The sequence below is a fragment of the Pseudomonas sp. NPDC087814 genome, from assembly GCF_044742865.1.
GTDB lineage: Bacteria > Pseudomonadota > Gammaproteobacteria > Pseudomonadales > Pseudomonadaceae > Aquipseudomonas.
In genome coordinates this window covers 1-10,783 of the sequence record NZ_JBIUVK010000085.1, presented here as the reverse complement: position 1 = coordinate 10,783, position 10,783 = coordinate 1, and the positions used below count along the sequence as shown (strand labels likewise).

Below are 10,783 nucleotides of genomic sequence, written 5' to 3'. Positions count from 1 at the left end.
CGTTGAGCGCAATCGCCTCATGATTCTGATGCGCGATTCGTTTCGCCTCCACCAGGAGACTCTGGTTGGTTGGGATATTGTTATCGTCGCGCGCAAAGGCTTGGGGGACGTAGAAAACCCCGAATTGATTCAGCATTTCGGCAAGCTCTGGAAACGTTTGGCTCGTACCAACAAGCCAGCACCAGCTGTCAGCACCGAAACTGTAGGGGTAGACAGTACTGATGCGTAAACTGGCCCTCGTTCCGATCCAGTTTTACCGCTATGCCATTAGTCCCCTGATGGCAAACCACTGTCGTTTCTACCCCAGTTGTTCCTGCTACGCGTTGGAAGCCATAGAAAATCATGGCCTTCTGCGCGGTGGCTGGCTGACCTTTCGTCGTTTAGGTCGCTGTCATCCGTGGAATCCCGGTGGTTATGACCCGGTTCCGCCTATCCCTACCTCCCGTTCTTCTTCGATGGCCGAGTAATCATGGATATTAAACGCACGATCCTGATCGTCGCCCTGGCAATCGTGTCCTACTCTATGGTTCTTAAGTGGAACCAGGATTATGGCCAAGCTGCCCTGCCGACTCAGAATGTTGCTACCAATCAGTCGGCGCCGGCTATTCCGGATACGCCACTGGGTAACAATGCTGCCGCCAGTGCCGATGTACCCAGCGCGAATGCCGATACCAGTACCCCGGTAGAAACCCCGGTCGTCACCAATAAAGACCTCATCCATGTAAAAACGGATGTACTGGACCTGGCAATCGACCCACAGGGTGGTGATATCGCCCAGCTGAAGCTGCCGCTGTATCCACGTCGCCAAGACCATCCGGACGTTCCGTTCCAACTGTTCGATAACGGTGGCGAACGTGTATACCTGGCGCAAAGTGGCCTGACCGGTACTGACGGTCCGGATGCTCGTGCTACCGGTCGTCCGGTTTATTCGACCGAACAGAAGACTTATCAACTGGCCGATGGCCAGAACCAGTTGAACGTCGACCTGAAATTCAGTCACGACGGCGTCAACTACATCAAGCGTTTCAGCTTCACCCGCGGTTTGTACGATCTGAAAGTCACTTACCTGATCGACAACGAAAGCGCGAAGCCGTGGACGGGCAACCTGTTTGCCCAGCTCAAGCGTGACAACAGCGCCGATCCTTCTTCCAGCACCGCCACCGGCACCGCGACTTACCTGGGCGCAGCCCTGTGGACAAGTAGCGAGCCGTACAAAAAAGTGTCGATGAAAGATATCGACAAGGGCGCGCTGAAAGAAACCGTTCAAGGTGGCTGGGTTGCCTGGTTGCAACACTACTTCGTGACCGCATGGATCCCGAACAAAGGTGATGCCAACCTGGTTCAAACCCGCAAAGACAGCCAAGGTAACTACATCATTGGCTTTACTGGCCCGACGTTGACCGTCGCGCCGGGTGCCAAGGCTGAAGCCAGCGCCACGTTGTACGCCGGTCCGAAGAGCCAGGCAGTCCTCAAAGAGTTATCCCCAGGTCTGGAACTGACTGTGGATTACGGCATTCTGTGGTTCATTGCCCAGCCGATTTTCTGGCTGCTGCAACATATCCACAGCATTGTGGGTAACTGGGGCTTCTCGATTATCCTGCTGACCATGCTGATCAAGGGGATCTTCTTCCCACTGTCGGCTGCCAGCTACAAGTCGATGGCGCGTATGCGTGCCGTGGCCCCGAAACTGGCCGCGCTGAAAGAACAACATGGCGATGACCGGCAGAAAATGTCCCAGGCCATGATGGAGCTGTACAAGAAAGAGAAGATCAACCCGTTGGGTGGATGCTTGCCGATTCTGGTGCAGATGCCGGTATTCCTGTCGCTGTACTGGGTACTCCTGGAAAGCGTGGAAATGCGCCAGGCGCCGTTCATGCTGTGGATAACTGACCTGTCGATCAAAGACCCGTTCTTTATCCTGCCGATCATCATGGGCGCGACCATGTTCATCCAGCAGCGTCTGAACCCGACTCCGCCGGACCCGATGCAGGCCAAGGTAATGAAAATGATGCCAATCATCTTCACCTTCTTCTTCCTGTGGTTCCCGGCTGGTCTGGTGCTGTACTGGGTGGTCAACAACTGCCTGTCGATCTCCCAACAGTGGTACATCACACGTAAAATCGAAGCGGCTACCAAAAAAGCCGAGGCGTAATTTACTCTGTGGATAACACCACTCAAGACGCCCCCTAGTGGGGCGTTTTGCTTTCTGTCACTTTTATCCGGGTACCCGCCATGAGCGCTCCTCGTGAAACCATCGCCGCTGTCGCCACCGCTCAAGGTCGTGGTGGTGTCGGTATCGTTCGTATTTCCGGGCCGCTCGCCAGCGTGGCGGCCCAGGCCATCAGCGGGCGGGAACTGAAGCCGAGGTATGCGCATTACGGGCCGTTTTTAGGTGCTGATGAAGAAGTGCTGGATGAAGGTATCGCCCTTTATTTCCCGGGGCCGAACTCCTTTACCGGCGAAGACGTCCTGGAGCTGCAAGGCCACGGCGGCCCGATCGTTCTGGACATGCTGCTGCAGCGTTGCCTGCAGTTGGGTTGCCGCCTGGCACGTCCGGGTGAATTCAGCGAACGCGCGTTCCTCAACGACAAACTCGACCTGGCCCAGGCCGAGGCGATTGCCGACCTGATCGAAGCCAGCTCTGCACAAGCTGCGCGCAATGCGTTGCGCTCGTTGCAGGGCGCGTTTTCCCTGCGTGTGCATAACCTCACCGAGCAATTGATCAGCTTGCGCATCTACGTGGAGGCCGCGATTGATTTCCCGGAGGAAGAAATCGACTTCCTTGCCGATGGCCATGTCCTGGCGATGCTGGATAAGGTTCGCGATGAGTTATCCACAGTGCTGCGCGAAGCCGGGCAAGGTGCCTTGCTGCGTGACGGTATGACCGTGGTGATTGCCGGCCGTCCCAACGCCGGCAAGTCGAGCCTGCTCAATGCCCTGGCCGGGCGAGAGGCCGCGATCGTCACCGAGATCGCCGGCACCACGCGGGATATCCTGCGCGAACATATCCACATCGATGGCATGCCCCTGCATGTGGTGGACACCGCTGGACTGCGTGACACCGATGACCAGGTGGAAAAGATCGGGGTGGAACGCGCGTTGAAGGCCATCACGGAAGCTGACCGCGTGTTGCTGGTGGTGGATGCCACCGCGCCAGAGGCTGCAGACCCGTTCGCACTGTGGCCGGAATTCCTCGAACAACGGCCGGACCCGGCCAAGGTCACGCTGATTCGCAACAAGGCTGACCTGACGGGCGAGGCAATTGCCCTGGAAGTCAGTGAAGATGGCCACGTGACAATCAGCTTGAGTGCCAAGGCTGCAGGAGAAGGGCTGGAACTGCTGCGCGATCATCTGAAAGCGTGCATGGGCTACGAGCAGACTTCGGAAAGCAGCTTCAGCGCTCGTCGCAGGCACCTGGAGGCACTGCGGCATGCCAGCGCCGCCCTCGAGCATGGCCGTGCGCAACTGACGCTGGCAGGAGCCGGTGAGCTGCTGGCTGAGGATTTACGCCAGGCGCAGCAGCTGTTGGGTGAGATCACCGGCGCATTCAGCTCCGATGATTTGTTGGGGCGGATCTTTTCAAGCTTCTGTATCGGGAAATAGGCGGTTATCCACAGCTGGCTGGTTACCAGTTGTAGGAAACAGTTCCGAGTAGCGTCCGGCTTTCACCCCAGTAGCAGCGGCCCGCATCGTTGCAGCCGGACACATACTCCTTGTCGAACAGGTTCTTCGCATTCACGTCTACCGACCAGTGCTGGTCAATCTGGTAACCAATGGCGGCATCCACCAACGTCACGCTTCCAGCATCCAGCTTCCCGTATAGAGAAGGCGCGGTGTAAGCGAAAGTGCTGTCGAAGTAGCGCACGCCGCCGCCGACGGACAAGCCCTTGAGCTGGCCATCAAGAAAGCGGTATTTGCCCCAGACCGAAGCCTGATTACGCGGAACACCGGTCATCTGGTGACCTTCCACGAGCGACGTTGCCGAATCCTTGGTAATCCGAGCATCGGTGTAGGTGTAGGCCGCAGTCACGTTCAAATTAGGTGTGAGGTTGCTGTTGACCTCCACTTCCACACCCTTGGCCCGGCTTTCGCCGACCTGGCGGTAGGTATTGGTCGTGGCGTCGAGGTACGTGTCGTCCTGCTTGCGCAAGTCATAGACCGACAACGTCATCGCCGTGTCCCAGCCGATCGGCTCGTACTTGAGGCCTACTTCGTATTGACTGCTGGTGATCGGGTCCAGCGGTGTGCCGGCATTGGAGATCTGCTGTACCGGAACGAACGCGGTCGAGTAGCTGACATATGGCGTCAGGCCATTGTCGAACTGGTACATGATCCCGCCCTGATAGGTGAACTTGCGGTCTTCAGAGCTGATGTTGCCGGCCTTGGCCACCTTGTCGCGAAAATCACTGTCGACCCAGTCCTGCCGCCCGCCGAGCAAGAATAACCAGTGGTCATACTTGCTCTGAAGCTGTGCATAAACACCTTTCATTTGCTGTTCGAGCAACGTGTTTTGCACTGCGAGAGGCGTCAATGGGTCCCTCAGGTACACCGGGTTATACACATTGATCGTGCCTGCAAATCCGGCATTCCAATCCTGGCTGAACGAGGTACGGTCATAGCTGGCACCGAACAGCACGGTATTTTCCAGCCCGCCTACCTGGAATTTGCCTTCCAACTGGTTATCCAGCGAGTAGACCATCGATTTGTTGTAGCGGTCGTAGGCATTCATGTTCAGCTGTGTGCCGAACCCCGCATTATTCAGGTTGCCTGGCCAGGTTTCATGGCGGGTGATTCGCGACTGCATGTAGCGCGAGTTCTGCCGAAACTGCCAGTCATCGTTGAAGCTGTGGCTGAACTCGTAGCCGGTGCTCCAGGTTTCCCGTTCGAAGGTGTTCCAATCCGGGTCACCGAGCATGGTGTGCTTGGAGAGCTTTCCGTTGGGGTTGGTCAGTAACGTGCCTGCTGCAGGTAGGCCAAGTTCAAGATTAGTGTGGTCTTTCTGGTAGTTGGCCAGCAGCGTCAGGGTGTTGTAGTCGTCGAAATTGAGGGTCAGGGACGGTGCGATATACAGGCGGTCATCGGGAACGTGATCGGTCTGGGTGTCGGACTTCCTGCCGAGCATCACCACCCGTCCAAGGATATTGCCGCTGTCGTCCAAGGGACCGGAGATATCCACACCCACCTGGCGCCGGTTATTAGAACCGTAGGTCAGCTGAACTTCGCCTTGTGGTGTAGCTGTCGGGTGTTTACTCACCAGGTTGACCAGGCCACCGGGTGCGTTTTCGCCGTAGAGCAGGGAAGAAGGGCCACGGAATATCTCCACCCGTTCCAGGCCATAAGGTTCGCTGGTGGTGTCATACCGGTTGCCTTGGACTCGCAAGCCATCGCGCAGCAGGCCGTAGCCATAATCCGTGGCGTTGAAACCGCGAATGAAGAACAAGTCACCGGCCAGCCCGTCGCCCGCAGCGAAGGGAGGGGCAAAGATTCCCGGCACATAGCCCAGCACTTCGGTGAGCGTCTGGGATTTTTGATCCTTGATGCGCTGGCCGGTCACCACCGACACCGAGCGCGGGGTTTCCGACAATGGTGTGCTGGTCTTGGTACCGATTCGGCTGTTTTGCGCCTTGTAACCTACGTCCCCGGCAATTTCCTGATTGAACCCAGTCTGTTGATAAGTGCTTACAGTAGTGGGGGCCAGCATGAGCTGTTCTCCGCTCGCGGCCGGCTGCAGCGCGTAGCTGCCGGGGCCTTGAACCGCCGCCTGCAATCCCGAGTTTTGCAGCAATAACGCAAACCCTTGCTCCACCGAGTAGTCACCCTCCAGCCCAGGACTTTGCAGGCGCGCCGTCTGCTGCGGCGAGAATGACAGAATCACATTGGCCTTCGACGCGAATTGGCTCAAGGCATTGTCGAGTGGCCCGGAGGCGATCACGTAATGTTGCACTGGGCTGGCAGCAATGGCCCGAGTGCATAGCAAGGTGCTGGCAGTCGCGGCCGTGGCCAGCAGCAAGCCATACGTGATGCCGTGATGGGAGAGACGCTGGCGAAGTTTTGTAGGAAGGCGCATGTGTGAGTAAGCCCTGAAGGTAGCATCGTGATTACCTGTAGGGCCGCGCCAGGTAAAAAAAAGATAACCCCCGTTGAGAGTATTTTTTCAGTATCAAGCTGTAAGCGTGACGGAGACCCAATAGCGCGTGAAATACTTCACGTGGATCGGCAGCGTGACCTGCAAGTTGGCCAATACGGCGTCGGTGGAATCCAGACGGAAAGTGCCGGACACCCGCAGCCGCGCTGATGCGGCATCGCACTGCATAACGCCCGGCCGATAGCGCGCCAGTTCGTCGATGACATCCCCCAGTCGCGCATCCAGAACGATCAGTTGGCCGTCGACCCATGCGGCTTGGTTCCCGCGATAAATATGGCTGGGGCCTACGTCTTGCGTGCCGAAGTCGACACTCTCACCAGGTCCGAGCACTCGGCTATGGGCCGGCTGGTCGACGGGTTGCACGCTGACCCGGTCTTCCAGCACACCAACCCGCGTCGACCCTTGCAGTTGGCGAACAGTGAACCGCGTACCCAAGGCTTGAACACGACCCTCATGGGTTTCGACATAAAACGGTGTTTGCCGGCCCGACTTTCCGGTGTGGATAAGTACTTCCCCCTCACGCAAACGGACCAGTCGCTGCTGCCCATCGAAAAGTACGTCGATAGCCGTGTTCGTATTGAGGTCAATTTGAGTGCCGTCGGCCAACCCGATTCGCCGTCGTTCGCCGACCTTGGTCCGATAGTCAGCCCAGAGGTTGCCCAGGGATGTGTGTTGTTGAACGTTCCACCCCAAGTACCCGGCGGCACCGAGCATCAGCATCAGCTTGAGCACTTGCCGCCGTTGTTGACTGGCCGAGAGCGCACGACGGGTGAAGTCCTTGGGTAGCGCACCGAGGCCACGTTGCAACTGCTCCATCTGGTTCCAGGCCGCCTGATGGGAGGGGTCGCCGTTGAGCCATTGCTGCCAGGCACTTTGTTGCGCGGGTGTCGGTGGCTGCGATTGAAATTGCACGTACCAACTGGCGGCGGCTTCGAACGTCTTGCGATCCGGGGCAGCCATTACATGCCCGCCATGATCAAGGCGCATTCAGTCAGGGCCCGAACCATATGTTTCTTGACGGTGGTCAGCGAGACACGCAACTGATCGGCGATCTGTTGATAAGTCAGGCCTTCGACCTGGGACAGCATGAAAATTCGCCTGGCCCGCTCCCCCAGCCCACACAAGGCTTTATCCACAGCAACGAGGGTTTCAATGATGATGGCCTTGTCTTCTTCACTGATTGCGATCGCTTCGGGCCGGTCTGCCAGGGTTTGCAGATAGGCCTGCTCAATGGCGCGGCGACGATAGCGGTCAATCACCAGTCCCCGGGCAACTGTGGCCAGATAGTCCCTGGGCTCGAGGATCTGCGTCGCATTGCGGCCCCCCAGGATCCGCACGAACGTATCGTGTGCCACGTCAGCTGCATCGCAGGCGTTATGCAACTTTCCCTTGAGCCAGCTGTGCAACCACGAATGGTGCTGCTCATAGATGTGTTGGACTGCAACGGTATGCGAGGGAAGGGCCATGAGAGGTGACGAGGCAGGTTAATGATAATAACTATTATTAACTGCCGTGACGCTTTCTCACAATAGGCGTTCCATCAACCCGTTTCACAAATGCAAATGAACTGTTTCCTGCCTGACCGAGGATTTTCGGAGGCATCTGCCTGCCTGAAACTTATCGGGATCCGTATTTTCTGTGGATTAAGCCCTGTGAATAACCGCCCCTGTGCCCGGTTGATAACCAGGCTTGAAACCTGAGTAAAAACCCCTCTGTGGATAACCACCCGTTTAATCCACAGGCTTAAAGCACTTATCCAAGGACCTCATTGGCACCTAACCACAGACTTTAGAATCTCTGTACATATCGTAAATAAAGGCCTGTAGAGATCTATCCACAGAAAAATGCCTCAGTAGAAATAAACATAAAAACAAAGATTTAATAAATTTCTCTCTTTTAATTTCTATTGTTCGTGATTCATCCACAGCTGGTTAAATTTTGTGCAAAGGGTTCTTTAGGAAGGGCGAAGTCCCTATACTTGCCGACTCGTTCGAAAACCTGATCTCGAACGCTCATTCCTAATTACCTACAGAAGCAGGCACGAGGTGCGTGGTGGATTTCCCTTCCCGTTTTGAAGTGATCGTCATCGGCGGCGGTCATGCCGGTACCGAGGCAGCACTGGCGTCAGCACGCATGGGGGCAAAAACCCTGTTGCTGACGCATAACGTGGAAACCCTCGGCGCCATGAGCTGCAACCCCGCGATTGGCGGGATTGGCAAAAGCCATCTGGTCAAGGAAATCGATGCCCTCGGCGGCGCGATGGCCATGGCTACCGACAAAGGTGGTATTCAATTTCGCGTATTGAACAGTCGCAAAGGCCCGGCCGTACGAGCCACACGTGCTCAAGCCGACCGCATCCTGTACAAGGCCGCTGTCCGCGAAACCCTGGAAAACCAGCCGAACCTGTGGATATTTCAACAGGCAGCCGATGACCTGATCGTCGAACAAGACCAGGTACGCGGTGTTGTCACGCAAATGGGCCTGCGTTTCTTCGCAGAATCCGTGGTGTTGACCACCGGTACCTTCCTCGGCGGACTTATCCACATCGGTATGCAGAACTATTCCGGTGGCCGCGCCGGTGATCCACCGTCAATCGCCTTGGCTCAGCGCCTTCGCGAACTGCCACTGCGTGTTGGTCGCCTGAAAACCGGCACGCCGCCGCGAATTGATGGCCGGTCTGTGGATTTCTCGGTGATGACCGAGCAAGCCGGTGATACACCGATCCCGGTGATGTCGTTCATGGGCTCCAAGGAACAGCATCCGAAACAGGTCAGTTGCTGGATTACCCATACCAACGCCCGCACCCACGAAATCATTGCTGCGAACCTCGACCGTTCGCCGATGTATTCCGGGGTGATCGAAGGTATTGGCCCGCGCTACTGCCCGTCGATCGAAGACAAGATCCACCGCTTTGCCGACAAGGAAAGCCACCAGGTCTTTATCGAACCGGAAGGTCTGACTACCCACGAGCTGTACCCGAACGGGATTTCAACTTCCTTGCCGTTCGACGTGCAAATCCAGATCGTGCAGTCGATTCGCGGTATGGAAAATGCGCACATCGTGCGTCCTGGCTACGCCATCGAGTACGACTACTTCGACCCGCGTGACCTGAAATACAGCCTGGAAACCAAGGTCATCGGCGGTTTGTTCTTTGCAGGGCAAATCAACGGCACCACCGGTTACGAAGAAGCCGGCGCCCAGGGTTTGCTGGCCGGAACCAACGCGGCACTGCGTGCTCAGGGCAAAGACAGCTGGTGCCCGCGTCGCGATGAGGCGTACATCGGTGTGTTGGTCGACGACCTGATCACCCTCGGAACCCAGGAACCGTACCGGATGTTTACGTCCCGGGCCGAATACCGCCTGATCCTGAGGGAAGACAACGCCGACCTGCGCTTGACCGAAAAAGGTCGCGAGTTGGGCCTGGTCGACGACGTGCGTTGGGCGGCCTTCTGCAAAAAACGCGAAAGTATCGAGTTGGAAGAGCAACGCCTGAAAAGTACCTGGGTTCGCCCGGGCACCGAGCAGGGCGATGCGATTGCCGAAAAATTCGGCACGCCGCTGACTCACGAATACAACTTGCTGAACCTGCTGTCCCGGCCGGAAATCGACTACGCTGGTCTGATCTCGGTCACCGGCGCTGGCGCAGAAGATCCACAGGTTGCCGAGCAGGTCGAAATCAAAACCAAATACGCCGGTTACATTGACCGTCAGCAGGATGAGATCGCTCGTCTGCGGGCCAGCGAAGACACCAAGCTGCCTGTGGATATCGATTACACAAACATTTCCGGGCTGTCGAAAGAGATCCAAGGCAAGCTGGGGATAACTCGACCGGAGACCCTGGGCCAGGCGTCCCGTATTCCGGGCGTCACGCCGGCAGCCATTTCGCTATTGATGATTCATTTGAAAAAACGCGGCGCGGGCCGTCAGTTGGAGCAAAGCGCTTGAGTTCGTTGGTCACCTCGCAACACGCCGAAGAGTTATCCACAGGTGCTCGCCAGCTTGGCGTCAACCTGACCGAAGCCCAGCACGAGTTGCTGCTGGGTTATCTGGCCCTGTTGATCAAATGGAACAAGGCTTACAACCTCACTGCGGTGCGTGACCCGGACGAAATGGTCTCCCGCCATCTGCTCGACAGTCTCAGTGTGATGCCGTTTATCGAAAACGGCCGCTGGCTCGACGTTGGCAGCGGCGGCGGCATGCCCGGCATCCCGCTGGCGATCCTGTTTCCGGAGTCGCAAGTGACCTGCCTGGACAGCAACGGCAAGAAAACCCGCTTCCTGACCCAGGTCAAACTCGAACTCAAGCTGGATAACCTGCAAGTTATCCACAGTCGCGTCGAAGCCTTTACGCCTGAACAGCCTTTCAACGGAATTGTTTCCCGGGCGTTCAGCAGCATGGAGAACTTCAGCAACTGGACCCGCCACCTCGGCGACCGCGATACCCGTTGGCTGGCAATGAAGGGCGTTCATCCAAGCGACGAGCTGTTAGCATTGCCGGCAGACTTCCACCTCGATAGCGAACACGCCGGGGCCGTACCCGGTTGCCACGCCCAACGCCCGCTGCTGATACTGCGCCGCTCGGCATGAGGGGGAACACAAGGAAGACGGGCTAAGGTCTGCGCGATCGCGACCCAGACAG

Annotated in this window: 9 protein-coding genes; 6 read left to right on the top strand and 3 right to left on the bottom strand. The window is 57.2% G+C overall.

What is annotated here, in order from left to right:
• The 4 genes from rnpA to mnmE all read left to right on the top strand — a co-directional run.
• Positions 1 to 229 (top strand): ribonuclease P protein component (rnpA, locus tag ACIOMR_RS30280; RefSeq protein WP_401198075.1); only part of this gene is annotated, 229 nt, incomplete at its 5' end.
• Complete coding sequence (yidD, locus tag ACIOMR_RS30275; protein WP_003213574.1) at positions 222 to 467, top strand: membrane protein insertion efficiency factor YidD; 246 nt, start codon at positions 222 to 224, stop codon at positions 465 to 467. The genes rnpA and yidD, both read left to right, overlap by 8 nt.
• Before the next feature lie 2 nt (positions 468 to 469).
• Entirely contained in the window at positions 470 to 2,152 is a 1,683-nt protein-coding gene (gene yidC, locus ACIOMR_RS30270) for a membrane protein insertase YidC (RefSeq protein WP_003213572.1), read from the top strand.
• Positions 2,153 to 2,232: 80 nt separating this feature from the next.
• Positions 2,233 to 3,603 carry a tRNA uridine-5-carboxymethylaminomethyl(34) synthesis GTPase MnmE gene (mnmE, locus tag ACIOMR_RS30265; RefSeq protein ID WP_134327611.1) on the top strand — a complete coding sequence of 457 codons (1,371 nt, stop codon included), beginning with the start codon at positions 2,233 to 2,235 and terminating at the stop codon, positions 3,601 to 3,603.
• 22 nt (positions 3,604 to 3,625) lie between these two features.
• Here the strand turns inward: mnmE and ACIOMR_RS30260 are convergent, their stop codons facing one another.
• The 3 genes from ACIOMR_RS30260 to ACIOMR_RS30250 form a co-directional block, all read right to left on the bottom strand.
• The gene (locus ACIOMR_RS30260; RefSeq protein WP_102370204.1) at positions 3,626 to 6,067 is read right to left on the bottom strand and encodes a TonB-dependent siderophore receptor; all 2,442 of its coding nucleotides are present in this window, start codon (positions 6,065 to 6,067) and stop codon (positions 3,626 to 3,628) included.
• 93 nt (positions 6,068 to 6,160) lie between these two features.
• On the bottom strand, positions 6,161 to 7,105 hold the full coding sequence (locus ACIOMR_RS30255; RefSeq protein WP_087694576.1) for a FecR domain-containing protein: 945 nt from the start codon (positions 7,103 to 7,105) through the stop codon (positions 6,161 to 6,163).
• Positions 7,105 to 7,611 (bottom strand): sigma-70 family RNA polymerase sigma factor, encoded by a 507-nt coding sequence (locus ACIOMR_RS30250; RefSeq protein WP_008439546.1) that lies wholly within the window; start codon positions 7,609 to 7,611, stop codon positions 7,105 to 7,107. Before ACIOMR_RS30250 ends, ACIOMR_RS30255 begins: the two co-directional genes overlap by 1 nt.
• Positions 7,612 to 8,197: 586 nt before the next feature.
• On the opposite strand from ACIOMR_RS30250, the gene mnmG reads away from it, so the two are divergent.
• Both mnmG and rsmG read left to right on the top strand, forming a co-directional pair.
• On the top strand, positions 8,198 to 10,090 hold the full coding sequence (mnmG, locus tag ACIOMR_RS30245) for a tRNA uridine-5-carboxymethylaminomethyl(34) synthesis enzyme MnmG (protein ID WP_087694608.1): 1,893 nt from the start codon (positions 8,198 to 8,200) through the stop codon (positions 10,088 to 10,090).
• On the top strand, positions 10,087 to 10,731 hold the full coding sequence (rsmG, locus tag ACIOMR_RS30240; protein ID WP_401198067.1) for a 16S rRNA (guanine(527)-N(7))-methyltransferase RsmG: 645 nt from the start codon (positions 10,087 to 10,089) through the stop codon (positions 10,729 to 10,731). The genes mnmG and rsmG overlap by 4 nt, the downstream gene beginning before the upstream one ends.
• The last annotated feature ends 52 nt before the right edge of the window (positions 10,732 to 10,783 follow it).